The following is a 25992-nucleotide window of genomic DNA, read 5'->3' on the forward strand; positions in this document are numbered from 1 at the left end:
CTTCACCCGCTTGTCACGTATTTCTTGACTATGAAGAGGTTTATTACGGTGGCAATAATGAGTATGATTCCAATGAAGGCGCTGTACCAGTAGGCAGGCGCCTGTGCCAGCACGAGCCCGACACGTGTCATCGCTATTAGGAAGGCTCCCAGAAAAGTTCCGGAGATGCTTCCATATCCTCCCGAGAGGAGACAGCCTCCGAGAACAGCAGAAGTAATGGTCTCTAACTCTAGTCCCTGGCCCAGAGTAGGGTCAACGACCCTGAAGCGGCTGAGGGCCATTAGTCCGGCGAGGCCGGCTAGCAGAGATGATATGCCAAAATTTGTCAGCTTAACCTTGGAAACGGACACGCCAAGTTCACGAGCCGTGTTGCTACTTGCGCCAACTGCATATGTCCAGTTCCCGTAGGGTGTCCAGTCCAAGATAAAGGCGAATATTGCTGTTAGAACTAGTAGCCAGATGGCGCTTGTCCTTAGACCCATGTCTCCAATGGGCCCGTTTAGGACATATGTCAGCCAGTGATCTCTTTCAAGCCTAACTGGGAAGCCTCCTGTTACGGCTAAGAGTATGCCCCTTAGAAACATCATCATGCCGAGTGAACTGATAAAGCTTGGTATCCCAGTCTTTATAGTGATATACCCGACGGTGACACCTATACCGTAAGCGACGAGAAGCATAATAATAGATGCGGCAAGCATGTCTACGCCCCACTGGTTTACCATGAGGACTACACCCATTGGTACCAATGCATAGACCGAGCTAATTGATAGGTTAAATTCACCTGTTATCATCAGAAAAGCTATACCTATGCTTGCCACTCCAAGTTCTCCTGAAAGCGTGAGTATGCTGTAAAGGGTGGGAACTGTGAGGAACTTGTCTGGAACCCTCACTATAAAGATCAGTGCTATTGAGAAAAAGCTGGCAAGGACACCTATTTCTGGATGTCTAGCAATGAATCCTTGGGGTTTAACATTTTTACCAATACTCATGGTTTACACCTAGAAAAAAATATTATTTTTTGATGAGTTTTACGCTCCACCAGTGGTAGCAATCTGTTTCCTGACAGTTTCTAGTCTAGCCTTGTCAATGACTGTCGGACCAGTCGGAACCTGTGGAGGCGGGATGATGCCGTACTTGACGTAGAGATACATGAAAACTACGGGTAGGAAGCCCTGTGCGTATGGCTGTTGGCTGACTGCAGCGTCAAGCTCGCCTGCTTCGATTGCCTTCAGAATTGTGTCGTCAATGTCTATTGTTAGGAGGTGTACTTTTCCTGTCAGCTTCATTTCCCTTAAAACTTGTAGGGCTGGGTGTGCGCCAAGCGGCCCCAGCGTGAAAATTACGTCGGTGTCTGGGTGTGCTGTTAGATAGCTCTTGAAGGCCTCTGCAGCTTTGGTCGGGTCTGTTGTGATGTCTAGCTTTTCAACTGGTGTTCCTGGGTATGCCTGTGTAATTGCATCTGTTATTCCTTTTGCTCTCGTCTCTAGACCTATGTGTCCAACCTCGTGTATGCCTATAACCACGCGTTTAGGCTTGTAGCCCTTGTCGACTAAATATTTTGCCAAGTAGTAGCCTGCGTCGTACTCGTTTTGTCCAACGTAGCTTAGGTAGGGTATCCTCTGGTTAGCGGGTCTTGGGTCAGGGACGTTTACAGCTATTATGGGTATGCCTTGTGAGATTGCTGAGCGTGCAGGCTGGTCTAGGGCGTTGTAGTCTGTGATGGTTAATATTATCCCGTTTGGTCTAGCGGCAATAGCGCTGTTTAGGAGGTCTACGAGTGCCTGTACGCTGAATTTTTCGGGGCCAGAGTAGACAACTTTAACGTTTAAGAGTTTGGCTGCGTCCTGGGACCCTTTTATGACTGGTGCCCACCAGGGGTCTGCGGGTCCACCGTGTGAGACATAGTAGAATGTGTATTCTGGCGCAGATGGGGCTCCTCCGCCCGCCTGTTTTAGTTTTTCTTCTAGCTCGGCGTACTTGGAATACGGAACCATTGTTGTTGCTGCGAATCCATAGCCGATTATGGCGCCGATTATTAGTGCGATGATGGCGAGAACGAGGGTCTTGGTCGTTGGGCTTGTTTTTTGTTGTGACATGTTTATCGTTTACATTTTTAAAATATAACCCTTTATTAAAGTAACCAAAAAAATTTAAAAATATAAACTGTTATTTGTGAATATTAATCTCAAGGCTTGCCAGAAGTAGTTCTAAATATTTTTGGACTGTTGGTTCTCTTTTTGCATCCTCTGGGAGCACTTTGTCGAGCTCGGCCATGAGGAGGAGTCTTTTTGCTTCTAGTTCTGTAAGGGCCCTGCTCTGGAGGTAGAAGAGCTTGGCGGGGTCTAGTGGGCTCTGTGATGCTGAGTGTTGTGCTTCTGCGGCGTCGTCTGACTCTATTTCTAGTGTAGGGGCCGCGTAAACTTTGGAATTGGGAGTTAGGGGTATGAGTCTAGATGATAGTTTGCCTCTGGCTTCCTGCGAGCCTTTGTGTATCCGTATTGTTCCCTTGTGTGCTAGTTCGCCGTTGTGTGAGATTCCCGCGAGCCTTATCTCTGCCGCTGTGCGTGGTGCCTTTATGTAGGCGCTTGTCTGTATGCTTGCGGACCTGTTTTGTGGTGTTGCCACTGCATATGATGAGATGTACGTGGCGTTTTCTTGGTCGAGGAATGTTTCTGATTCGAGGTGGAGGGTTCTTCCTGGGACAAGTATGTGTGTCTCATTGAGGGTCGAGTTGGGTTCTAGTCTTGTAGCCTTGAAGAGTGCTGTTGCAGATTTTGGCGAGTCTATTAGTATTATCGAGATTTTTGCTTCTGCCTCTTTTCTCGTTTGAATGTTTAGTGATAGTGTTGAGAGGCCTTCAGAGTCTTCGGGGGAGAGTAGTAGCAGTGTTGTAGAGACTTTTCCTTCGAGGTATATGTTTAGGTGTGCGGAGTAGGTGTCTGACAGTGGTTTTTCTATTAGGAGGACTTTTTCTTCTCCTCTAATTTCAATAGTTGTTGATGTTGAAAGGTTTTGGAAGTGGAAGGCTGGTAGTCTCGTGTCTATGTTTAGGGGCCAATCTGCTTCCTGCTTGTGTGGGGCCATGTCTGTGGGTATTTTTAGATGTGGTTTTACGAACAAGAGCTTCTCGTCTACACCGAGCCTAGCGGCTCTCCTAGGGTTTTGTAAGTATTCATCGAAGATTTGCCACTTTGCATATGACTTTGTCGTTGGCGAGTCGGCTATGTACTGGTAGGGCAGAGTTAGGTACGACTGCTTCATGCGTAGCCACCTATTTCCTCGAATTCTAGCTCTAGGACTTTTCTGAAGACCATCTGGTACTCGAATGGGAGCTTGCCGAGGATGTCGCCGACGTAACCCAGGACTATTAGCCTCCTCGCTTCTTGTTCCTTGAAGCCCCTGGTCTCGAGGTAGTAGAGTATGTCTTCGCTTATCCTCCCGGTGGTTGCCTCGTGTACGACGTAGGCCTCTTCTTCTTCGACCTCGTTCTTGGGGTATGTGAATGCTTTTGACTCTTTGTCCATTATTAGGCTGTCGCACTTGACGCTCGCAGTAGAGTTTTTTGCCCCCCTGGCTACCTTTATTAGACCCCTATAGACAGAGACGCCTCCGTTTGAGCTTATGCTTTTGCTTATGACTTCGCTTTGTGTGTTAGGGGCTAGGTGGTAGACTTTTGCTCCACCATCCTTCCAGACGGGCCCCTTTGCAACTGTGATGTTGGCTATTGAGACTCTTGCGTTTCTGCCCTTGAGGATGGCTGATGGATAGACGTAGCTTATCTTGCTCCCGATGCTCCCCTCAGCCCACTCGACGACTGCACCTTCTTCGACGAGGGCCCTCTTGTTGTTGAAGTTAACTAGGTTCTTGCTCCAGTTTTGTACCGTCGTGAATTTGACGTGGCTGTTCCTGTGGGCGTATATCTCGACCATGCCGTTATGGAAGCTGTATCTCTTGAACAGGGGGGCAGAACAACCCTCGATGAAGTGGACAAAGCTTCCCTCGTCTGCAACGACTATTGTATGCTCCATTTGGCTTTCTAGCTCGCTTGCTATGAAGAAGAATGCCTCTATTGGGGCCTCTACCCTGACATTTGGCGGCACATAAAGGAATACGCCTCCGCTCCAGAGGGCTCCGTGTAGTGCTGCAAACTTGTGGTCGCTGGGTGGGAAAACCCGCATAAAATACTTTTGTACCAGGTCTGGATACTTTGCAACGGCTTCACTCATGTCCATTAGGATTACTCCTTGTTCCTCGAGGAACTTCTTGAAGGCCAGATAGATATTTTCGCTTTCGAGCTGTGCCGATAGTCCTGCCAGAGCCCTCTTCTCTATCTCTGGAAGCCCGAGCCTCTCGTAAACCTTCCTTATGTCTTCCGGCAACTCGTCCCAGCTTGAAGCCCTCTCGTAGCCGAGCTGTATATAGTGGGTGAGCTCTTCTAGGTCTAGCTCCTCTACGCCGACAAGCCAATTCGGTGTGGGAAGTTTCTCGAATAGCTCGAGACTTCGAAGCCTCAGCTTAAGCATCCATGGGGGCTCCTTTTTGGCTCTTGATAATTCTTCTACCAGACTTCTAGAGATCCTGCCCCTCAGAGAGAGCTTCGGCCTAACCTTTAGTGAGTCTAGGCTTATGTCTGTAAGGGTTAAAGACTCGAGGAGCTCTGTCTTGCTCATACCAACCCCTGGTATCCCTTCTCCTCAATAACATCTAGAATCTCCAGCCCGTCCACGGCTACAACGCCGCCGTTCATCATGACTACAACCCTGTTGGGTCTGAGAAGCCTGAGTGCCGCAATGTTATGAGAAATGTAGAGAACCCCTACTCCACTGCCTGCAAGCTCCCTTGTCTTGCCAGTTAGAAGCCTGACACCCTCTATGTCTAGGCCCGAATCAAGCTCGTCCAGTATGAGGATTTGTGGCTTGAAAAGCAAGGCCTGAGCAAACTCTAGGCGTTTCTTTTCGCCTCCTGAGAAGCCTTCATATAGGTTCCTGGAAAGGTAGTGGTCACTTAGCCCGACCTCTAGCAGAGCATTGTTTATATCATTGATGCTTGCCTCTATTCCTCTCTTTGTAGTCATTTCCTGCAGGAACATTCCAACAGGGAGACCGCCTATATCGGGCGGAGACTGGAAAACAAGGAAAATACCCTTATAGGCTCTTTCATGCGGCTTTAGGCTCGTTATGTCCTCTCCGTGTAGAAGAATCCTCCCATTCTCAACTTTGTAGTTTGGATGCCCCATCACGGTGAATGCCAGGGACGTTTTGCCGCTACCGTTTGGACCAATGAGTGCCACTACTTCTCCTTTGGATACATCGAGGGAAACATCTTTAAGGACTTTTCTTGATGCTACAGATACTGTTAATTTTTCTATTCTAAGTCCCGTGTTCTCCATGACATTGTCATAGAGTAACGTATACTAAACTTATTTAAGGATTTCTCGACTAAGAACAGAGAATGGGTTATCAGAATTATGACTGTACACGCATCTTAAGAACATTTTTTATCTCGGCACTTATGTAGAGGGCTATACCTCCAAGCAACATGAGGAGGCCGGCGACAGGTGCAGGGATAAGAAGTATCGAAGCAGTTATTAGCGCGAAAAGTCCGGCCATTCTATAGTTTCCTTCGTTTGAATAGTGCTCATTAAGGACTGAGCATAGCGCGGCTCCCGCAAAAGAGAGTATCGAGAAAAGAGATAATTCAAGAAATTGTCTACTGAAGAATGGTAAGCCGTGTAGGTATTCTGTGAATAATTTTAGTGCCCAGAAGATCCCGTAGACTATTCCTATAAGTATGCCTATCCTTACAGAGATTTCTCCGAGCCTCGCCATTGTTGTTGCAGCTTGTAGCCACGTCTGTGTCTCGCTAGACATAGCGTACCCTTAGATGTCTTTCTAGGGGAACACTTATATACCTTTCTACCATTACACATCGGAGACAATGTCGAGTGGCAGACGTTTTGCCGCCACAATGTATGGCAAGGCCTCAGTCGTTATACTTCTTGGAATAGTTACAGCTCTCATAAGCAACCTGATAGGCCTGAACCTTCAACAATCCCTAGCACTAACAGTTTTCCTTGTAATGATCTATGCAACATTGTTGCTCTGGAGCCAAAGGTTGCCGTTCGCATTCCTCGGCATTTTTCTTCTATTCTTTTTAGGCCTCTTAGACACGGAATATTTCGTTGAACATTCTCACCTAGATGTAATAATGTTTCTGATAGCCATGATGACTGTTATAGGATACCTGGAGGAAGACAAGTTCTTTGAATTTGTCTCGAATGAAATTATAAGGCGGGTAGGGATCAGCTTCAAAATTGTTTTTATGGTGCTATTCTTTCTGTCGGGGTTCTTGGCCCCACTTGTCGACGAAGTGACAGCTATCCTTATAATGTCTTCGATAGCTTTTTCATTATCCGACAGGCTTGGGATAGACCCGTTTCCACTAATACTTTCTTCCGTATTTGCTATAGTGATTGGTGGAACAATGACTCCTTTGGGGAACCCTATCGGAGTCCTTATTGCTTTTGAGTCTGGCTACACCTTCATGGACTTTTTGAGGTGGTCTGCACCTCTTTCTCTTCTTTCCCTCCTAGTGACTTATGTTTTCCTTTCGAGAAAGTACAAAGCCTACATCGAAGAGGCAAATACCAAATTTAGAGAGAAAATTCTCACCAAAGAAGGATTAGGGCGAATCGATCTTCCAAGAAAAATACTTTTCAAAGATATAGTAATTCTCCTGACCACACTAGTCATGCTTGCGTTGCATCATACCCTTGAAGAAGTTATGGGTCTGGAAAAAAACACACTTTTTTTAGGAATCCCGTTCCTCTTAGCAGCAATGATACTGATTTTTGATCCGCAGAAAGGTTTCCACGCGTTTGAGCACAAGGTAGAATGGCCTACGCTAGTGTTTTTCCTATTATTGTTCTCAGCCGTTGGTGCTTTGAGCAAAGTTGGTTTAATAGATTTGGTCTCGAAAACTATCGCCTCTTATGCTTATCTAGGCTTAGAGGCATTAATTGTAGTCTTTGTAGTTACATCTGTGCCTATGACCGCCTTCATGGACAATGTTGTAGCAGCCTCTGTCTTGGCCCAAGTTGTTCACGGCTTGGAGGCTTCTGGGATAAATCCTGCGCCTTTTTGGTGGCTGGCGGTGATTTGCACGGATCGAGCTGGTACCCTGACTCCCATAGGGAGCACCGCCAATATTATAGCAATCGGAATACTTGAAAAAAGATATAAGAAATCTGTGAGTTTCCTAGAGTGGGTTAAATATGGTTTTCCTGTAGCGTTGTTAACAATATCTTTGAGTACGACCCTAATATACTTGCAGATACCACTAATGCAACCTTATCCTTAAAGGCTTTACTCTATTATTGTTTTGAATTCTTCTCCTATGTGGATCTTCTTGCCCCTTATGTAGTCTAGGACTATCCGCCTGATTGGCCTTGGAAGTAGTTCACCTGGGAGAACCCCTTTGAGTCTCTTGCCTTTTACTGCCCTTAGGACGGCGACCAGGCTTAGTGCTGTGGGATAGGTTATGTATGTGGCTCCGGGAAGCACCTTGTTTATTGTTCTCTGTCCGGGGAATAGTATGTATCGGGTTGATACTGCTTTTTCGCCCGAAATGTTCCCGATGGCTTTTACTTGTAGGGCGAACTGCGCGTCTTCTAGGTCTCCTTCTTGCATAACTTTCAAAACGTAGTCCGGCGAGATTGGTGTCTGGAGAACATAGTAGAGGAACTCGCGTGGAGAGACATAAGTTTTCCTTATTTTTATGGGTGTGTCTTCGAAGAATCCTAGCCTGTAGAGGGCGCGGAGCATCTCTATGTCGCTTCCGCCTGCGAGGTAAGCAAAGCTATTGATCTTTAGGAGGCTGGGTATCGTGTATGCCTCGTCGTTTGAGACACTATAACACCTAATGCTACCTATTGGTTCTGGGAAGTTGCATACACGTGCCTCTGCGAATGGCTCCCGGAAAAAGAACTGCTTGTTTTTGTATGCAAGGTCTATCGAAGCCACGTTTAGCATCTCTTCCCTTGACCATGGTATGACAAAAGTGCTTCCTTTTTGGTCCTCAAGAGTCATTATGCTGAGCTCGTCGACTTCTTCTAGGTCCTCGTAGGCTTCACGTGCAAGTATGTTTGCCAGACCCGGGGACACACCCATGTTTATGAGGGCGAGAAGGCCCTGGCTTAAGAACTGTTTCGCCATTGAGAGTTGTTCTGCTCTCTTCCTTTTTCCACCGTAGCATGCAAGGTCGACATAGTTTATGTTTGCTTTTAGAGCTACCGACATTAGCAATGGATTGAGTAGGATCTCTTTCTTGTCTTTCTTGATGAAGGTCGGCAGGGCATTTACGAGGTAATCGTAGTTTGAGAGGGTACCGGAGAATGCTTCTAGATTTAATGCGTCAGCCTCGACTATGGGTATGTCAAGGGGGTCTGGATAAGAAAGATATTTCTTTGCCCTGTCGGGATCCTTGTCGAAGCATGCGACTTCTTCAGCTATTTTTTCAGATGTGGCTAGGCGGGCTATAAGGCTTCCTACTAGGCCACAGCCTATAACTGCTATTTTCATATGGTTCTTGAACCCTGATAAAGTATAAATTGCCTTCGTGTTTTTATTTATTGATTTTAATGTCTCTCTACAAGCTAATCGTGTTTACGGGCCCGAAAGGTGCGGGGAAATCTTCGCTTATAAAGAGCCTTTTCCCCGAGCTAGATGTTCGTTTTGAAGAGCCCTCTTACTACCGTGACTACATGTTGACTGGAGGCCTCGCCGTTAGGGAGGTTGCTGGTCGAAGGGATGCAATAGAGGTAATTATGGCAGCTATAGCTAAGTGGAATATTAATGTTGGACTGCTGGTTGTAGATTCTTCTCGACCGCTTGAAGGTGTTGCCGAGCCACGTTTTCTTGCAGTCATAGAACGGGCAGAGAAAAAAGCGCTTGTAGCTAATAAGGTTGACGAGCAGGGAAGCCAAGTTGCAGAGCTCGAAAAGTTTGCGCTTGAAAAAGGTCTAGAATTTTTCGGGGTATCAACGAAGACAGGCGTGGGGATAGAGGAGCTAAAGAAGTGGATAATTACGGGAGAAAAGACTGTGAAAACGATGCCAAAACCTGTTTCCCTGCCTGTTCCGAAGCCGCCTCTACCTATAGACCTTGTCCCAGTCGTTGCCAAAAAGACTCCAGACAAAAGCAGGCTTACACAGGAAGAGCTCGAAGTTTTAGAGCTGTGTGACGGCAAGAGAAGCATAAGCGAGATTGCCTTTAAAACCGGAAAAAGCTATGGAGACGTTAAGAAGATAATCGACAGTTTAATGGTTAAAGGTTTTATAGAGACCTTAAAAACGAAAACAGTCTAAGCTTTATCTCTAAATTTAGGTGGAATTTTTATATTAGACCACTGATCAATTATTTTGATGGCAACTGAAATAGCTGGCATGTTTTTAAGGCTACAAAAAATGTTCCAGCCTACCGTCCACGTTTTGGTTCCACAAATGCTTTTCTCCTACATGGTTTCAACCGTCGTAAAGGAGCACCCCAGCCCTACGGAGGCAAACAGGGAATTATTCAGGCTTGGTCTCTGGGGAGGTTCAGTAGCTATGCTAAAATTTTCTAAAACGATTAACCCTAAGGATATCTGGCCCAAGAGCTTTGATGTGGGCAAGTTCACTAGCTACGTGAAACTTAATCATGGGGGTGCCTGGTATCTGTTTGCGGGCCACATGCCCGAGATAAATGTCGAGGCCAGAGGACAAAAGTTTATATGGGTCACACTAAGGGAGCTTCCAGGAAAGGAAACCTTCTATAAAATTGAGGCCCCTGAGGGTGTGGATGTTTGGTATTTCCTGGCCGGAAACTATGAAGGGGCAACTCTTACCTTGCTTCGGCTGGTAGGAGAAGAAGAAAAATACTTCACAATGTGGAGACCACTCCCAAGTAGAGACGGAATCGAGGGATTTTATGCTATAAGAGATTTGGGACCCGCCGAAGTAATCCGTACATGCAACGACTTGGACCCTGGATTCTTCAAACTTGTCTCCTGGGAGGATAGTGCAAAGTTTGCAGAAGAACTTTTCGGGATAAAAATCCCTCTCCTGGTGTAGCTATATTTATTCCTTATAAGTCTTTCTTATGCCTAGCTTTACTAAGTGAATGTTCTTGAAGGAAATATTGGCAAATTATCGGGAAAAACTTTTAAGCCTTCCCTTGGGATGACAAGACCTTTAATACTTCTCTCAAAACCCGGTTCCTAGCGTCTTCTAGTCGCTGTGGGTTTAGCAACCTGAACTTTATTCTTGCATGTATAATGTCGCCTCTTATTTCTCGTACTAGTATATCGGGTTCTTCTATGCCTTCCTCCTGTACATCGTCCTGAATAGCCTTAAGAATTTGCTGGAGGACTCTGTTTATGTTTTCGTTATACCTGATAGCGAAGTCGATGTTTACTTCTATGCCGTTGCTGGCCGTTATATTGATGATTTTTTCTTTTAGCATGGTTGAGTTCGGAATATATACGCGCTCGTGATTCAGCGTGAGAACACTTGTGTATAGGTCGTTTATGTCTATCACTCTTCCAACCTGATCACTAATCATTATCCAGTCGCCTATTTTGTAAGGCTTGTACGTCTCGATAAATTGTCTTGCAAAGAGGTTGGGTAGAAAATCTCTTAGCCCTATAACAACAAGTACTCCAATAAGAGCTAAGAAGACTAGAATTGCTTCTAGTCTCAGGTTCAGAAGCTCGAGTGCAAAGAGAAAACCTACAAGATAGATTGTCCAAGACCCGTACCTGCTGAGTATCTCGGAAAGTAGTGGGTTGACTTTGCCTAGGGATCTCCGGACGAGTACTGAAAAAATATAGCCAAATAAGATTGAGAATATTAAAGTAGTTAGGAAGAGGAGGATATTTAGAGGTATCCATTCCAGTAGTAGCGAACTCATACAGCTCCGAATATATGTTCTTTGAGTTTATTTATAGCTTGCTGGGTTCCCGTAACTAGGAGGATGTCGTCGGCCTCGATAACGATGTTCTCGGTCGGGGAAAAATACATATTTTCTCTGAACACTGCGATTGGTTTAACCTCTAACTCTTCGAGAACCTTTATGCTTTGACCAACAAGTGATGAGTCTGGTGGTATTTTTATCTCGGCAATAGAGAAACCGTTTCTGTCATAGATTATTCTGAATTCTGACTCTGTTATCGTCTTAATGAAAACGTCTGCAAACTCGTCTAAACAGATTACGTGGTCTGCTCCGGCTTGAAGAGCCTTTTCTCGATTCTCCGAGTGGTTAAGCCTAACTACAACGGTTGGGACACCGAATCTCTTTTTCGCGATTTCTGCAACTCTAATGTTTACTGTGTCGCTCCCAGAAACCGCGAAGACAACGTCTGCTTTATCCATCTCTGCGTCTTCAAGGAGGGCGATAGAGCGGGCATCTCCACAGTAAACGGTGACGTCTAGGTTCTTAGCTAAAAAGTCACATGTCTTTTTGTTTTTCTCGATAACTATAACCTTGTCTCCCCTGTTTGAAAAGTATTCTGCTATCGAGTACCCGATTCTGCCTCCGCCAACTACAAATATGTACATAGTTATCTCTACTCTAAAACAGGAGTAGGATTTCAAACATTATATTTTTATCGAATATTTGTAGTTATTATTCGGGTATCTTCGGGTTTCTCCTAGCATATGTTACGTATAGTAGAAGGCCAACAAAAAGCCACGTGAAGCCGACTATTCTTCCCTCGGCATGTGTAGCTACCACCATGAGCCACAGCGCTAGGTTGGAGAAGAAGCCAAGGATAGCGCCAACTGGTATGAGCACCCTTCTATTCTTTATCTTTAAAGGCAGGTTGCCGGGAACCATGTATGGCCTATAGCGGTAGGGATCCTTTATTCTCAGAGCTACTACGGACAAATTCACTACCATATAGGATAAGAGCGCGCCAAAGTTGTAAAGGTCGGCTGCCAGCCCCAAGTGACCTGCATATGCTAGAGCAATCTGGATAACGGCGAAAAGGAGAATAGCTTTGTACGGTGTGTGGAATTTTTTATGGAGATCTGTGAGGACACTTGGAAGCATTCTTTCTCGACCCATGGCATACGCCATTCTTGATACACCAACTATTCCCGTGTTTGTAGCCACATAGCAGACAGTCATACCAATTATTGATATCCATACGGCAAGGAGAGCTCCAAAGGGAAGATGCTCGACTACAACCGCGGCTGGGTCCTTTTCTGATGACGCCAATGTTTCCCAGCCGACTACACTTACTGCGAGGGATGAGAAAAGAACAGAGAAAGCTACGACTACTATGGTTACAAGCTTGACGGCCCTCGGAATATTGAGGCCAGCTCTTTTTGTCTCACCAGCTGTTTGCGAAACAACCTCTATACCCAGGTAAGACGCCATTGCAACTGTTGTGCCGTACATGAAGTTGTCCCATGTGGGTGCTGTTCCAAGCTTTATTTGGTCAAAGAAAGGTCTAAAGCTTGTAAGATAACCTATAGCAAGTATGATGGATAGCCCCGTTATATCTATTAGGACTAATACTGCGCTGAATGTTGCGGATTCCTTTATACCTATTACGTTTAGAATTACTAGTATGAGAACCAATATAGAGGCGGTTAATCCAAAGAACTCTCCCTGTTTGAGTACCGGAACTAGGTGTCCAAGATAACCCGTTGTCGACATTGCGAAGATTGACCCTGTAACAACATAGTCGAGGAGGAGTGCCCAGCCAGTAAGAAAGGCAACAAATCTTCCAAAAGCCTTTTCGGCGAAAATCATGCCGCCCCCAGCTTCAGGCATGGAAGAGCTGAGCTCTGCGTAGCTTAGTGCAGTCAGAATATATGAAACACTAGCCACTGCAAAAGCAAGAGGGGTGGCTGCCATTGCATGTGCCGCTACGAGTCCTAGTGTCATGTAGATGCCTGCGCCCACGTCTGCATAGCCAAAGCTGAAGACGCCGAGCAGGCCTATTCTTCTACGTAGTCTCTCTTGGGACTCCCCCATACCTATTACTTTTTATTTTTGCTTTTCAGACTATAAAAATTTTTAAAAAGAGAGTTCTATGGCTCCGTAAACAGGAAGCGTAGCTAAATATAAAGATTAGGTTACTTATTTGTTTTTTGACCATCTGTAGAGTAAATATCCGCCAATTATTAGTGAAACTGCGAGTATAAGCCGCGGAGCTAGAGATATAAATATGAAGCTCATCGATAAAGGCTGGAAACTGTTCGGCTGGGGTTGCTCGCTTCCAGTTAAGGATCGTGATGTATAGAAACTCAGTGATGCTGGGTTTGTTTGAAGTTTGTAGGGCCACACGAGGAGTGCTTGATTAGTATCTAGTTGTATATCGTAGCTTGTATAGTTTCCAAAGAAGCTTTGCATGAGGCCTTGTATTTCGCTAGTTTTTATTGGTTTCACCCGTAGGTCTGAGGGTGAGATATGTGTTTCTAGCTCCTGGGACTGTGTAGCATTTAGAATGCTCATTGCGGTGTAGAGGGGAACTGCGAGAATCTTGAAATAGGCGTTGTCTGACTGGATGCTTATCGAGGCTGACCTTATTGGACTATAAATCAAATATGCTTTTGTCGTGTCCTCTATCATTGTTGAAAAGCCAGTCGCAATGTTTACCGAGCTTACTGACCAGAAGGCTACAAGATATGGGAGTATTATTGACGCGAAAATAGTTAAGAGAAGGATTCCCGTGCCTACAGCTACTAGAATGAGGGCTATCACCTCTACCACAGTTTTGTTTAGTGATTTTGTCTCCTCGTTCATTTTTTCACCATGTATGTTAAGTGTTTCAGTTTCTTTTAGTGGTAGTGTAGTGGTAGGCTCTCGCAGGATCTCGTTTACGTCAATTTTTTCGAGGGGGCCTATGTAGTGCCAAGTTCTACCATGTTTGACATAGACGTATTCTTTGCCTCCAACCATTTTAATAACCACAGATCCCTCTCTTCCGCATTTTGGACACCTGCCTCTCCCTATGCTCCTAGCACTCACGTGAATAATAGTCTTCGAATATATTTAATGGTAGTGTGGTGGTAATTTTTTGCCTACTTGTTTTTTGTGCTATTTATATAGAGGAAGAAGTTAGGCCTCTTTCATTCTTTAAACAAACTTTGCTGTCTCTAATACATGGGACATGTGCCGTGTACTTTTCCTTTCGAAAGAAAGTCGTTTGTGGTTTTAAATTAGCTCGCTTAACAGTGTTGCATGCATTATTGTGAGTGGGATTACTCTGAGGGGCTCCGCATATTTAGCGTTTATTTTCGTGCCATAGACCGCCATGATTAGCCTTATACTGAGCTCCAAGAGTTGCCAGCTTTCCTCGAACTGGCTTCTGTGTTTTCTAAGGGCCTGGAGCTTCTTCTCAATGAGGTCGTCAGCCGGCTGGAAGTAGTTTGGCTTGGACGTATAGTAGAAGATCATTCTTTTGACTGCGTGTGGAGGAGTTCCCCTGCAGAAGTGTGGTAGAGAAGAAAACAGAGAGGCTTCTGAGGCGAGTAGTCCTCCTATTCTGTGGTCGGGGTGTGGCTCGTAGAGTAACCATGGATCTGGGGCAAATACTATGTCAGGCTTTTCTCGCCGTATAACCTCCATGACGCGGCACATCGCATCTCTGGTGTATGGTAGCTCTCCGTCTGGGTAGTCGAGCCAATATATCTTAGATACGCCGATAACCTGGCCTGCTTCTTCTTGTTCTTTCTTCCTTGTTAGCGCAAGCTCTCCTGGAGTGATTGATGGATTGGTTGTTCCCTTGGAGCCGTCTGTAAGTGTTAGATATGTGACTTTTATCCCTTTGTCTGCTAGATAGGCTAGTGTCGCTCCGCATCCGTATTCACAGTCGTCTGGATGGGGCTGTATGCATAGTACATTACTGGTTTCCTCGAAGGGGGAGCTTATTTCTGGGAAAATCTCGAGTGCTATTTTCCTGAGCGCGTTTTCTGACCCTTCTCTCTGGGCTAGAAGCCTTACCTCTTCTTCTAGGCTCATTGCTACTACCATCGTTTATCTTTGCTTTAAAACATATATACATCTTTCATATCTTTGTTAAAGAAGATAAATCCTTTTACATCTTTTTCGTTTTTGGATTCTTACAGCAAGTATATATTTGAGACAAAATAATTAAGCATCGTGTTGAAGGACGAAAGCTATGCTACTTATTACGATTTACTGTACTCTCACAGAAATATTCAAGCAGAAGTAGACTTCATTGAGAAAGTCCTCAGAGAGTGCTCACTAGTACCGGTGAAAAAGGTACTAGACGTTGGCTGTGGCACAGGTATCCATACACTTGAGCTTGCCAAGAGAGGCTACACAGCGGTAGGTGTCGATGTTTCGCCAGCAATGATCGAGGCTGCACGTAGGAAGGCTGTTGGCTTGCCAAACGTTGAATTCGTCTTGGCTGACGCAACCAATCTTAAATTTGACAGAGAGTTCGACGCGGCTATAGCCTTTTATGGTGTTGTAAGCTATTTTAGGGACGATGACTCGCTATTAAAGTTCTTCAACTCTGTCCGCAGGGCTTTGAAGAAGGGGGCTGTCTTCATATTTGACACGTGGAGCCTTGTAGGGGTTCAAGCAAAAAGGGTATACTATGAGACGCCCTTTTCTAGCTTCAGGAAAGCAGGCTCGATGCTTGCAATCAAGGAGGAGAACTGGAGAATCGATTTTTTAGAGGAAGTCGCATATGCAGAGATACAATGGTCTGTGATAGACCTGCCTAGGAACGAGATCAACGTGTTTAAACACGACTTGACGCTTAGACTCTTCACGCTGAGAGAGCTTACACACTTCCTCTACGAGTCCGGGTTCGAGCTATGCAAGACGTATGAAGACTATGCTGGGCGACCATTCACCGAGAATAGTAGCGAGATAGTTGTTGTTGCAAGGGCCATATAGCCAAGGTGGAAAAGTGACTGAGGAACTTTTCCTCAAGGATGCCTATCTCAAAGAATGCGAAGCCAAAATAACTGGAGTTGAGCTTCTCAAGGGCTCCAAGGCGTACATAGAGCTTGACAGGACAATTTTTCACCCCCTCAGTGGTGGACAGCCGTCAGACGAGGGTACAATTTCTTCAGAGAGCATGACATTTAGGGTAAAAAAGGCTATAAGGCAAAACAAGCAGATAAGGCATTGGGGCAAGATCGAAGAGGGAGAGCCACGCGTAGGCGACACCGTTAAATGTGTGCTAGACTGGGAAAAGAGATACCTAGTCATGAAGCTTCACACGGCCGGACATATCCTGGACTATGCAATGATGAAGATCTACGGAAAACTTGTAGAGACCGTGGACGCATATCATGGCCCGCCCGAAGCATACTTGGTCTACAAGGTTAGTCAGCCCCCAGAGACCTCACAGCTTGAAAGTATAGCGAACGAGGTTGTCGATGCAGGCATAAATGTCGTGGTAAAGTTTGTTCCTAGGGACATGCTTGAGAAGGTGACATATAATGCTCCGAATCTTTCTAGGCTTCCGTTGCTCGGGGAATACAGGATAGTAGAGATAGAAGGCATAAACTCTATGCCCTGTTCAGGGACACATGTGAAAAACACGAGAGAAATTGGCCGCATAAAGATTCTAGGCATCACGAATGAAATTGAGGGTGTAAAGGTCAAATATTCCGTGTATTAGCGTGATATTCTAAACGCTACCACTTTATCTTTGTAATTTCAAGGAATTTATCGATGAAGATGAATGAATGGCTGATTCTAGCAATCCTAGACGCGTTTTTCGCCGCGCTAGCAACAATATTCGCCAAGATTGGTCTACAGAATGTTGACTCGATGACTGCGACAGCCCTTAGGTCTATAGTTATGATGTTTTTCGCAGTGGGCATGATGCTGGCCTTTAGGGGGACAGGCTTCATTTCTTCTATTACTTCTCGAGAAGCAATCTACATCATCCTTAGCGGTATAGCTGGGGGCGCGTCCTGGATTCTCTACTTTTTGGCTCTGCAGAAGGGCGAGACAACCCCTGTTTCGCTCGTAGACAAGTCGAGCCTAGCCTTTGTTGTCCTCCTATCTGTCCTTGTTCTTCACGAAGAATTAACGCTTAAAAAGATAGTTGCCGTTGGGCTTGTCTTGGCGGCTATCTATATTCTCGCCATCTAAACTTTCACTCTTCTTTGGAAAAGCTTTATTTTTCTTCTCGGCGAACAAATTGTAGGATAAATGAGGACAGGTATTGCAGAGCTACCACTCCACGGGGGAAAGGTTCCAGCGTGGCTATTGTCTAGATTGGAGAAGCTTTCAAAGATCTTAGTCACTTTGATAGTTGAGGAATACGGGACGCTTGGCTTACTTGAGAGGATTTCTGACCCAGTGTATTTTCAGGCCATAAACAACATTATCGGGATGGACTGGGACAGCTCTGGCTCTACTACTGTTACCACGGCTATAATTAAACGTGTCTTGTCTAGAGAAGAGCTAGGCGTAAGGGCCTGCGGTGGAAAGGGTGTCCACAGCCGAGAAGCCCCAGACGAGATTAGAAAGGTCTCGGAAGAGTTTGGCCTCGACGCCTCTAGCTTTGTTAGGACTTCGCGTCTCGTGGCAAAGATAGATAACACGGCACTGCAGTCTGGCTACCAGCTTTACCACCACGTGTTTTTTGTAGATGAAGAGGGAAACTGGGCAGTAGTTCAGCAGGGGATGAATACTGTTGACAAGATGGCCAGAAGGTACCACTGGCTATCAACAAAGGTCTCAGATTTTACCCGGAATCCTCACAGCGGGATCCAGGGTAGGAGAGAGCCTTTTGCCCTCAACACCATAGCCGACGACTCTCAAGAGTTTAGAAAGCTGTCAGTGGAACTTATCAAAGATGAGCCGGAAAAGTTGCCAACGCTTTTCGCGGAGGCAAACAGGCTCCTCGAGGGCTATGTACCATTGACGAGCTATGTTCCTTATGACCCACACAAGGTAAGAGAACTCAGGGAGAAATTCCGGAGACTCGGCAAGCCATCTCTAAACAAGGATGTATGGCTTCAGTTAAGAGAGGTGAACATAGATAGCTTCTCTGACCTCCTCTTGTTAAAAAACGTTGGACCAGCAACGATACGTGGACTAGCTCTTGTAGCTGAGCTAGTATATGAAGTGCAACCGTCTTGGAGGGACCCCGTGACTCATCCACCTGTAGATCCATTCAAGTTTGCATATGCTGTCGGCGGCAAGGATGGCGTCCCCTTCCCAATAGACAGGAAGCAGTACGACGAGCTATTGTCTATCCTCAGCGAGCTTATGTCTCGAGTCAAGGGCGACGCGAAGATAATGAAAAGGCTTGCAGCGTTAACTCGTAGCTGGGCTCCCCCGCCGGAGGAAAAGATTCCCACGTAGGCTTTCCTTTGCGACAATTATTCTTTCTAAGATGTCCAGGAAAAGCTCTATTATCCTTCTCAAAAATTGCGGTACCCTCAAGGTAGATCTTACGAGCTCAATTTCCCTATGGGTTACTGCGCCGAGTAGTGATGAGAGTAGAACGTATAGTGAGAGATAGATGGCTCCAAGCAAGGTAACCCTGATAAGCGCATGCGTGGGAGGTAAATTTATGCACATAATTATTGGTATTGGAATAAGAGCTGAAAGAAGAATCTTGCCTTTCTTTGAAAAATCGATTTTGACGCCAACTTTTTTGCTTTCCCAAAGAAGCATGGCGTTAGAGGAAAGGGAGGCTAGCAGTACTGCGATTATGACGCCTTTTATGCTTTGGGTTGACGCCAGGTAAAAGGCTAATGGCACATAAATGGCCGAATATACCAATGTAGACATAAAGACGACTTTTGGCTTTCCGATTCCCTGGAAGAAGCTACCCCATACAATGGAGCCTATCAAGGAGTATAGATAGATGAGAATATACATTGAGAGATACTCTGAGCTCGCCATGTAGCTAGCGCCGTAGAATATCCTTACTATGTCTCTGGCTTCCACTACTGTAAATAGCGTCACTGGCGTGAGGAGAAGTGCCGTCATTGTTACTGCTACATCTACAGCGTTTGATGCTTCTCGGGGATCCCTGAACTTTGAGAATGCAGGAAAGAGAGAAGTAGATATGGGCAATGTAACGAGTGTAAGTAGAGATGCAAGGTTGCTTGCCGCTTGGAAGTTTCCAATTTCTAGGTAGGATGCATACCTAGACAGCAACGCGCTTTGATAGGTTGAGAGGAGGGTCGATACAAGGGTACTAGTGAAAATAGGGACGCTGAATACGAGGAGCTCCCGCAGATATGGTGCAATTCTTTCGTCTTCGGAACAATCTGTGCTATACCTTCTTGCTACAGATAAAAGTATTAAAAGACCAATCAGAGAAGCAAAAATGTAGCCTGAAACGTATCCCGCTACAGCGCCGAGAACCCCTAGCCCAATTAGGACTAGTAACGGGCTCAATATTGATCTAGACGACTGGAAAACTATGTTGAGCAGGCCTGCTCTACCAGACATTCCTATGCCAACAAAAATGGCCGTAAGTGAGGAAAGAACCGATGAGAACAAAATAATGAATGAGGTTACTTTTACAAGGGGGGCAATGTCGCTTCTCCCCAGGATAAGCTGTGTCAACAGTTCGGCTGAGAGAAACGAGAAAACTGTTAAGGGAAGCGCTGTAAGAATCTTGAAAAATAGTCCCGCCTTCATGTAGCCTCTAAGCCTGCAACCCGTGTTTATTGCCGTGTATCTCGTGATGCCTGAGTCTATGCCTAGACCTGCGAAGACGAGCAAAAGACTTGGAACAACTGTGCTTAGAGCATATTTTCCATATGCTTCAGGCCCCAAAAGCCTTGTCAAAATTATTGAACCTATTCCCGCTATGAGTGTTCCCAGAAACTGTCCTGTAAATAGCTTGAAAGCACTTTCCATAGTTGATGAGGCTAAGTCGTCAAGGGACATTGAATTCATCTTTTTAATCCTTTAAAAATAAAAATATCACGCTAGTGGAAAAATAAAGATGAAAAATCTATATCCGTCCCTCAGATATGTCCCGATGTATGGTTTGGGATGCACGTCTACCCGTTCCCATTGCCTCGATAACTGTTGCCTCTCCGAGTACAATGTCTCCGGCAGCGTAGACTCGTTTCATACTTGTCCTTAGCTCGCTGTCAGTAATGACGCGGCCCTCTTCGTCAACTTTTATCTCTGGAGTGGTTCTTGCAATTAATGGGTTTGGATGAGCTCCTATAGCGATTATCGCAGTGTCGGCCTCGAATATGAATTCGGAGCCTGGGACGGGTATAGGTTTTCTCCTGCCTGTTGCGTCTGGTTCGCCAAGTTGCATTCTAATGCATTCTATGCCTGTTAGGATGTCGTCTTTATTGCCAATGAATCTTATGGGCTGGGTTAGCAACTGGAACTTGACGCCTTCCTCTTTGGCGTTTATTACTTCCTCCCTCCTTGCAGGCATCTCTTCCTCTGTTCTCCTATAGAGAATGTATACTTCTTCTGCACCAAGCCTCACAGCTGTCCTAGCGGCATCCATAGCTACGTTTCCGCCACCGATAACAGCAACTCTTTTCCCGATCTTTATTGGCGTGTCGTATTGTGGGAAAAGGTATGCCTTCATTAGGTTTACTCTCGTTAGGAACTCGTTGGCAGAATATATGTTAACAAGTGTCTCGCCCGGGATGCCCGGGAACTTCGGGGTACCTGCACCTGTCCCAAGGAAGACAGCTTTGTATCCGTCTTCTAGGAGATCCTTTATAGTGTATGTTCTGCCTATAAGAACATTTGTCTCTATGTCAACTCCAAGTCTTCTCAAGTAGTCTATCTCATACTCGACTATTCTCTTTGGAAGCCTAAATTCTGGTATACCATACATTAGGACGCCTCCAGGCTTATGAAGGGCCTCAAACATTGTGACCTCGTAGCCCAGCTTTGCAAGGTCTGCAGCCACTGTTATGCCGGCTGGACCCGATCCAACTACAGCCACCTTGATGTTTCCGTTAGATGGGCGATTTGCTATCTCCTTCTCTGCTAGCTCTTTTGCAACACCCTCTTTCAGAGCCCAGTCAGCTACGAATCTTTCGAGTGCTCCAATTGCTGTAGGCTTCTTGAGTTTATTGAGTACACATACTCCTTCACATTGATGTTCCTGGGGACAGACCCTGCCAGTAATAGCTGGAATAGCGTTACGCTCCTTGATGATCTTATAGGCAGACAAAAAGTCGCCTTCCGCAATCTTCTTTATAAAGCGGGGGATCTCTATTCCTACAGGACAGCCTTGAACGCATGGCCTCGGTGGGCATTGGAGACAGCGCTTTGCCTCTTGTATCGCTTCTTCCTCTGTGTATCCCAGTGCAACTTCTTCAAAGCTACGTATCCTCTTCTCAACTGGAAGCTTTCTCATTTCAACCCTATCCTTTACTGGCATTATGCTTTCACCTCTAGAAATCTCTTCAATGCTAGTTGTTCCTCTGCCTTATAGGCGTTAAGCCTCTTGATTAGGACGTCAAAGTTTACCTGGTGTGCATCAAAGTCTGGACCATCTACACATACAAACCGTGTTTTCCCACCTACTTCCACCCTACATGCCCCGCACATCCCCATGCCGCAAAGCATGAGGGAGTTGAGGCTAACAATTGTCTTAACGTTAAATGGCCTGGTTACATCTGCACATGTCTTCATCATTATTGCTGGTCCGACAGCGATGACTCTGTCCACCTTTAAGCCGCTATTTAATAGGTCTCTTAACTCGTCCGAGACAAAACCTTTCCTGCCCTTAGAGCCGTCGTCAGTTGTAATCCTAAGCTCGTCGCTTACCCTTCTCATTTCCTCTTCATATATGAGTAGATCCTTGTTTCTCGCGCCAATTATGGAGATAACCCTGTTTCCTGCCTTTTTAAGCTCTTTTGCCATCGGGTATATTGCAGCAATACCGACGCCTCCACCCACACATACCACTGTGCCAAACTTCTCTATCTCCGAAGGGTTACCGAGGGGGCCAACCACATCGGTAATGACGTCTCCTACCCCTAACCTCCCCAATTTATAAGTAGAAACACCTACCTCCTGAAAAACGATAGTTATCAAACCCTTCTCTCGGTCCCAGTCAGCAATAGTCAATGGTATCCTCTCGCCTTCCTCTCCAACTTTAACAATTACAAACTGCCCTGCACGCGCCTTAGCGGCTATCCTTGGATTGTAGACCTTTATCTCCTTTATTCTGGGGGCAAGCTCTTTCTTCTCTACTATCTCGTTAAGTCTAAACAACTGCCTCACCACTTTTAATTCATAATAAAAACCTTAGCAAACATATTTAAATTTGGCTTTATAACATAGTTACTAAAAATGTTACAATTATTTCAAAAACTACATGTTTGTAAAGAATATTCCACTCACAAAGTAAGTAAACTTTTCAATGCAAAAAAGATAGTTAAAACCTGCAAGAAAACAGGTACTCTTTAAAAAATTAAATTGCCTCATGGATAAATATTTTCCAGCTCAACTGCAAAGTCCAATGAACGTATGCCAAGGAGGCAAGCAAGTGGGCTATGAAGGTAGTAGTCTTGTTCCTGGTTGTTCCACGTGACTTTAGTAGAGGGAATAATTCTGGGGCATCCGGTACTATAGAGGAATGTTGGTATCCCTGTTGGCAAATTTATTGTTAGGAGCATGACTGGCGCCTCGCTTGATTGATAGTGCTCTACAGCGTAGATTGATGGACATGATGTAAGCCTTCTAACTGGCAGAGATGTTTTGCTTATATTTTCTAAGTAAGCCACTATTCTGGATCCAAGCGTCTCGTTTGCTGGCGACAATATAGTGGAAGTGTTTCCAAGCCGGCTTACAATGATCTTGTTTTTGAGGTCGGCGATGACGGTATCGACTTTTTCAAGACGTAGTGTCTTTAAATCGTTGTCCAGTGTGGGCCATTCGCCTTTTTTAGCATATATAAAGCTTGCTTGGAGATTTTCCACCTCAAACATTGGAAAGAAGTTGCCTAGATATTTTCCATTTGGAAGATAGTAGCCTTTTCCTGGAACATATTGTAGGATTGCTTTACGTGTGGATATGCTTTGCGGAAGAAGAACCATAGAGTGGTTTTCCAGCAACACGGCTTCGTCAAATTTCAGCGTAAACTCAACGAGAAAAGTGGACCCATTTGTTTTTTCCACGTGTACAAGCAACTTTGAGCTATTGGCTGGGACCAGAACATCTCCAAATGGAGACTCTACTATTATCGCTATAGCGAATCTATACTTGAGAATAACAGATAGTTCGGGGAGCCTTTTCTGGAAGTCTATTCTACAATCATTTAGTATCATCTCGAGTAGAGAAATATACTTGTCGGCTTCATCTGTGTTTCCCACTTTGCTTGGGCTTGTTACCGTGTTTGTTGATTCAGGACTCTGTACTGCTTCTCGCGAGGGAGAGATATAGTGAAGGAAAATCAGGTAGAAGACAATCAAAGATAGGCAAAACAAGACAGCCAGGAGTTTCCCTCTAGAGAGTTTATTTACCATTTCTTCTAGAGTAATATTATTAGCCCAGCGAAATAAAGTTTTTGGGTAAATGCCAGACAAAACATTGTTCTACGCAAAGAAAAAATAGTAGTTTTACGATTTTTTATCTTTGAGTCCAGGAATGGCGAACGCGGGAGGTATCAATGGAGACAAAATCTCAGAGAGAGTTATCCTGCTAAAGAGGTTTTTGCCCCAGCTGGAGGGCCCTCCGCCGAATCCCTTTAAGGTCAAGGTTTTAAAGGAGACACTTGGACTAAGCGTTTTCGAGCAACCGAAAACAATCGAGGAGCTGGCTCGGGTCATTTCTGACGAAGACTTGAAGAAGCTTTTCTCTTATTCTCCTTACAGGTCCCTCTATGATTTCCGTGGGAGGTATTATACCGTTGAAGGAGGAGAGCTTTTACTGAAAGATTCCAGTAGTAGTGTGGAAGAGGCCGTTAAGGAGGCGATAAGGGTTCATGGATTTAAAGCGTATGCTGTCTTGAAGAGCCTTGTTGAGGCTGGGGAGGCTTCCTTTAGCTATATCTCGGCGCGTGCATCAGAGCTTTCTAACGAGAAGATATACCCTACCCACCTTTTGGCTGAGCTAAGGGATAAGTGGAGACTTGTCTGGGAAACTGAGGAGGACGGGGAAAAGCTTTGGAAAATGCCTGAAGAGATAAGGCCTATTGTTCAGAGCGTTCTCTCGAGCTATGAGTCGGCGGGGCTGAGGAGGTTTAGCACTAAGCAGGCTGAGGAGGAATTCCTCATGGTCTTGAGGATGGAGGAGGAGCTTAGGGCATACATAGAAAAGATATTTTCCGATAGGCTTGACGCTGTGCTTGATTTTGCTGAGAAGTTTTCTGTCTCTTCTCTGAGAAACTACTTGGTAGATTTATTTGGACCTGTGGTATTCTTTGACGAGCTCTTAACCTTGACCCAGCAGTACTCTCTCGCAGACGTAGAGGTTGTAACAAAGGAGGGACACAGGGCTCTGACTACTGGCTTCAATTTGGCTCTTTTCGGGGAGCCTGGGACTGGCAAGACATTTGCCACGAAGGACTTTATTCTGGGCAACGATAAGCTGGGCGTCCCACCACACGGCATCCCTGGGATAAATCGGTACTGCGGCGGTATGACTCCTTCTATGTTTATCTCTATTGGAGAGGCGTATGAGGGGAGACGCTTCAACTTCATCATCACGGAGTTTAATGACTGGTTCAAATATAGGGGTATGGTCGAACCGCTGAAGCTTGCGATGGAGGGGGGAACCATTGTGTATGAGACAAAGACTTACCGGGTTGGTCCATACAGGTTTAGCTCGTTTTTTAGCGTGAACTATAATACACGTGTCTATGAACGTGGCTACGAGGTAACTGTCAATGATCCTAACTTCAACGCGATAGAGGACAGGATGCTCTGCCGTTTACACAGGCTTACGAAGGACAAGTACCGCGAGCTTGCCGAGAGCCAGAGGAGGCTCATGCTTGGGATTTCTGCTAGAAAAATGGCGGAAGTTGCACCATTCATACGGGACCACGTGACGCTGGTTTACGCCGTCTCTACGGGGATCAAAACTCGCGGGGGACTAGGGAAGAAAAAGGTTCTCCTGACAGAAAAGGAGCTAGACCAGCTAGAGCGGGCACGCGAAGCCATATTTGAACAACTAGGAGAAGTCCAAGTCCTTCCTTTCTCCATGAGGCTTGAGCGCAGAGCTCTACAGCTAGCCTCTGCCCTTAGCCTTGTCAACTTCTTTAGATCAGAAGAAGAAGTTATAGAAGTTGACCGGGACGCATTGAGGCTGGCTCTGAAGTTCTACGTGGAGGAGGCCTGGGTAAGATCCCAGGAGTCTTTCAGCTTGGCTGAGGTCTCAAAGAAGCTTGGAATAGACAGCGTCTAGAGACATGGGTCTCTAAAGATTTTTAAAGTTCGCAGTCATTGATTACCTATGGTTTTAGCCCTAAAAGATGTCTGGGATGCATTCATTATGCTTTTTATTGTTCTTGACTCTATTGGAAACATTCCAATATTTTACTCGTTGACCTCCGGGATGAAAGCTTCTGAACGCAATAAGGTCTTCTTAAAGTCCGTTCTCGTGGCGTCTGCTTTACTCGTATTTTTCACGTTATTTGGCTATCCGTTTTTTGCCTATTACAATGTATCTGTAGCGGATTTTAAGATTGCTGGAGGAATCATACTATTCATTATAGGGATCGAGGGCATTTTTGGAAAGATAGAGGCAGAAATGCTGAGAAGCGAGGACCTGGCTATTGTCCCCATGGCTACACCCCTGCTCGCTGGACCCGGTAGCATCTACATGGTCATGTACCTGAATAATACCTTTGGACTAGTTCCTACACTTTTAAGCATCCTACTCAACACCATTGCCGGCTACATAATACTTGCGAATAGTAGTATACTACTTGGGAAAGCTGGAAAGAACACTGTGCTAGTGGTCTCGAGAATCTTCTCACTATTTCTAGCTGTACTCGCCGTATCTTTTATTCGGAGCGGTATCGAGGAGGCACTGCGCTCCATGGGTGCATAGA

Annotated in this window: 25 protein-coding genes; 9 read left to right on the forward strand and 16 right to left on the reverse strand. The window is 45.4% G+C overall.

Annotated elements, in window-relative coordinates:
• Positions 1-2: 2 nt before the first annotated feature.
• The 6 genes from QXT17_RS03685 to QXT17_RS03710 all read right to left on the reverse strand — a co-directional run bounded on the left by QXT17_RS03685 (position 3) and on the right by QXT17_RS03710 (position 5870).
• Positions 3-989: an ABC transporter permease gene (locus QXT17_RS03685; protein WP_342814433.1), complete on the reverse strand. Its 987-nt coding sequence runs from the start codon at positions 987-989 to the stop codon at positions 3-5.
• Between the two features lie 39 nt (positions 990-1028).
• A complete protein-coding gene (locus tag QXT17_RS03690; protein ID WP_342814432.1) occupies positions 1029-2096 on the reverse strand; it encodes a sugar ABC transporter substrate-binding protein in 1068 nt (355 codons plus the stop codon).
• 70 nt (positions 2097-2166) lie between these two features.
• Positions 2167-3261: a SufD family Fe-S cluster assembly protein gene (locus tag QXT17_RS03695; protein ID WP_342814431.1), complete on the reverse strand. Its 1095-nt coding sequence runs from the start codon at positions 3259-3261 to the stop codon at positions 2167-2169.
• Complete coding sequence (sufB, locus tag QXT17_RS03700) at positions 3258-4670, reverse strand: Fe-S cluster assembly protein SufB (protein WP_342814430.1); 1413 nt, start codon at positions 4668-4670, stop codon at positions 3258-3260. Before sufB ends, QXT17_RS03695 begins: the two co-directional genes overlap by 4 nt.
• Entirely contained in the window at positions 4667-5389 is a 723-nt protein-coding gene (gene sufC, locus QXT17_RS03705; protein ID WP_020963079.1) for a Fe-S cluster assembly ATPase SufC, read from the reverse strand. Before sufC ends, sufB begins: the two co-directional genes overlap by 4 nt.
• A 76-nt stretch (positions 5390-5465) precedes the next feature.
• A complete protein-coding gene (locus QXT17_RS03710; RefSeq protein ID WP_020963078.1) occupies positions 5466-5870 on the reverse strand; it encodes a hypothetical protein in 405 nt (134 codons plus the stop codon).
• 67 nt (positions 5871-5937) lie between these two features.
• Between QXT17_RS03710 and QXT17_RS03715 the strand changes: the two genes are divergently transcribed.
• Complete coding sequence (locus tag QXT17_RS03715) at positions 5938-7359, forward strand: SLC13 family permease (RefSeq protein WP_342815810.1); 1422 nt, start codon at positions 5938-5940, stop codon at positions 7357-7359.
• A 5-nt stretch (positions 7360-7364) separates the two neighbouring features.
• Here QXT17_RS03715 and QXT17_RS03720 read toward each other — a convergent pair whose 3' ends face one another.
• Positions 7365-8579, reverse strand: a complete 1215-nt coding sequence (locus tag QXT17_RS03720; RefSeq protein ID WP_020963076.1) for a saccharopine dehydrogenase family protein — start codon at positions 8577-8579, stop codon at positions 7365-7367.
• Between the two features lie 59 nt (positions 8580-8638).
• On the opposite strand from QXT17_RS03720, the gene QXT17_RS03725 reads away from it, so the two are divergent.
• On the forward strand, positions 8639-9364 hold the full coding sequence (locus tag QXT17_RS03725) for a DUF742 domain-containing protein (RefSeq protein WP_020963075.1): 726 nt from the start codon (positions 8639-8641) through the stop codon (positions 9362-9364).
• Positions 9365-9421: 57 nt separating this feature from the next.
• The gene (locus QXT17_RS03730; RefSeq protein ID WP_020963074.1) at positions 9422-10108 is read left to right on the forward strand and encodes a hypothetical protein; all 687 of its coding nucleotides are present in this window, start codon (positions 9422-9424) and stop codon (positions 10106-10108) included.
• A gap of 91 nt (positions 10109-10199) precedes the next feature.
• On the opposite strand, the gene QXT17_RS03735 is transcribed toward QXT17_RS03730, so the two are convergent.
• From QXT17_RS03735 to QXT17_RS03755, 5 genes are all read right to left on the reverse strand, one after another.
• The gene (locus QXT17_RS03735; RefSeq protein ID WP_020963073.1) at positions 10200-10946 is read right to left on the reverse strand and encodes a mechanosensitive ion channel family protein; all 747 of its coding nucleotides are present in this window, start codon (positions 10944-10946) and stop codon (positions 10200-10202) included.
• Complete coding sequence (locus QXT17_RS03740) at positions 10943-11593, reverse strand: TrkA family potassium uptake protein (protein WP_020963072.1); 651 nt, start codon at positions 11591-11593, stop codon at positions 10943-10945. Before QXT17_RS03740 ends, QXT17_RS03735 begins: the two co-directional genes overlap by 4 nt.
• Positions 11594-11660: 67 nt before the next feature.
• Complete coding sequence (locus tag QXT17_RS03745) at positions 11661-13019, reverse strand: APC family permease (RefSeq protein WP_020963071.1); 1359 nt, start codon at positions 13017-13019, stop codon at positions 11661-11663.
• Between the two features lie 105 nt (positions 13020-13124).
• On the reverse strand, positions 13125-14015 hold the full coding sequence (locus tag QXT17_RS03750; protein WP_020963070.1) for a hypothetical protein: 891 nt from the start codon (positions 14013-14015) through the stop codon (positions 13125-13127).
• Between the two features lie 186 nt (positions 14016-14201).
• Positions 14202-15020 (reverse strand): PIG-L deacetylase family protein, encoded by an 819-nt coding sequence (locus QXT17_RS03755; protein WP_020963069.1) that lies wholly within the window; start codon positions 15018-15020, stop codon positions 14202-14204.
• A 129-nt stretch (positions 15021-15149) separates the two neighbouring features.
• Here QXT17_RS03755 and QXT17_RS03760 point away from each other — a divergent pair, with 129 nt between their 5' ends.
• From QXT17_RS03760 to QXT17_RS03775, 4 genes are read left to right on the forward strand one after another with little or no spacing between them, the layout of a single operon-like run.
• Positions 15150-15917, forward strand: a complete 768-nt coding sequence (locus QXT17_RS03760) for a class I SAM-dependent methyltransferase (RefSeq protein ID WP_020963068.1) — start codon at positions 15150-15152, stop codon at positions 15915-15917.
• Positions 15918-15930: 13 nt separating this feature from the next.
• Positions 15931-16650 (forward strand): alanyl-tRNA editing protein, encoded by a 720-nt coding sequence (locus QXT17_RS03765; protein ID WP_020963067.1) that lies wholly within the window; start codon positions 15931-15933, stop codon positions 16648-16650.
• A 53-nt stretch (positions 16651-16703) separates the two neighbouring features.
• The gene (locus QXT17_RS03770) at positions 16704-17129 is read left to right on the forward strand and encodes an EamA family transporter (RefSeq protein WP_020963066.1); all 426 of its coding nucleotides are present in this window, start codon (positions 16704-16706) and stop codon (positions 17127-17129) included.
• Positions 17130-17189: 60 nt separating this feature from the next.
• Positions 17190-18350: a DUF763 domain-containing protein gene (locus QXT17_RS03775; RefSeq protein WP_020963065.1), complete on the forward strand. Its 1161-nt coding sequence runs from the start codon at positions 17190-17192 to the stop codon at positions 18348-18350.
• Here QXT17_RS03775 and QXT17_RS03780 read toward each other — a convergent pair.
• From QXT17_RS03780 to QXT17_RS03795, 4 genes are all read right to left on the reverse strand, one after another.
• Positions 18303-19904 carry an oligosaccharide flippase family protein gene (locus tag QXT17_RS03780; RefSeq protein ID WP_148682130.1) on the reverse strand — a complete coding sequence of 534 codons (1602 nt, stop codon included), beginning with the start codon at positions 19902-19904 and terminating at the stop codon, positions 18303-18305. The genes QXT17_RS03775 and QXT17_RS03780 overlap by 48 nt on opposite strands.
• A 58-nt stretch (positions 19905-19962) precedes the next feature.
• Positions 19963-21372 carry an NADPH-dependent glutamate synthase gene (gene gltA, locus QXT17_RS03785; protein ID WP_020963063.1) on the reverse strand — a complete coding sequence of 470 codons (1410 nt, stop codon included), beginning with the start codon at positions 21370-21372 and terminating at the stop codon, positions 19963-19965.
• Positions 21372-22220, reverse strand: coding sequence for a sulfide/dihydroorotate dehydrogenase-like FAD/NAD-binding protein (locus QXT17_RS03790; RefSeq protein WP_240366729.1), 849 nt, complete (start codon positions 22218-22220; stop codon positions 21372-21374). The genes gltA and QXT17_RS03790 overlap by 1 nt, the downstream gene beginning before the upstream one ends.
• A 200-nt stretch (positions 22221-22420) precedes the next feature.
• A complete protein-coding gene (locus tag QXT17_RS03795; RefSeq protein WP_020963061.1) occupies positions 22421-23464 on the reverse strand; it encodes a hypothetical protein in 1044 nt (347 codons plus the stop codon).
• 121 nt (positions 23465-23585) lie between these two features.
• Here QXT17_RS03795 and QXT17_RS03800 point away from each other — a divergent pair, with 121 nt between their 5' ends.
• Positions 23586-25343: a hypothetical protein gene (locus QXT17_RS03800; RefSeq protein ID WP_342783285.1), complete on the forward strand. Its 1758-nt coding sequence runs from the start codon at positions 23586-23588 to the stop codon at positions 25341-25343.
• A gap of 48 nt (positions 25344-25391) precedes the next feature.
• A complete protein-coding gene (locus QXT17_RS03805; RefSeq protein ID WP_020963059.1) occupies positions 25392-25991 on the forward strand; it encodes a MarC family protein in 600 nt (199 codons plus the stop codon).
• Position 25992 lies beyond the last annotated feature (1 nt).

The sequence above is a fragment of the Thermofilum sp. genome (genome assembly GCF_038871435.1).
Taxonomy (GTDB): Archaea; Thermoproteota; Thermoprotei; order Thermofilales; family Thermofilaceae; genus Thermofilum; species Thermofilum adornatum.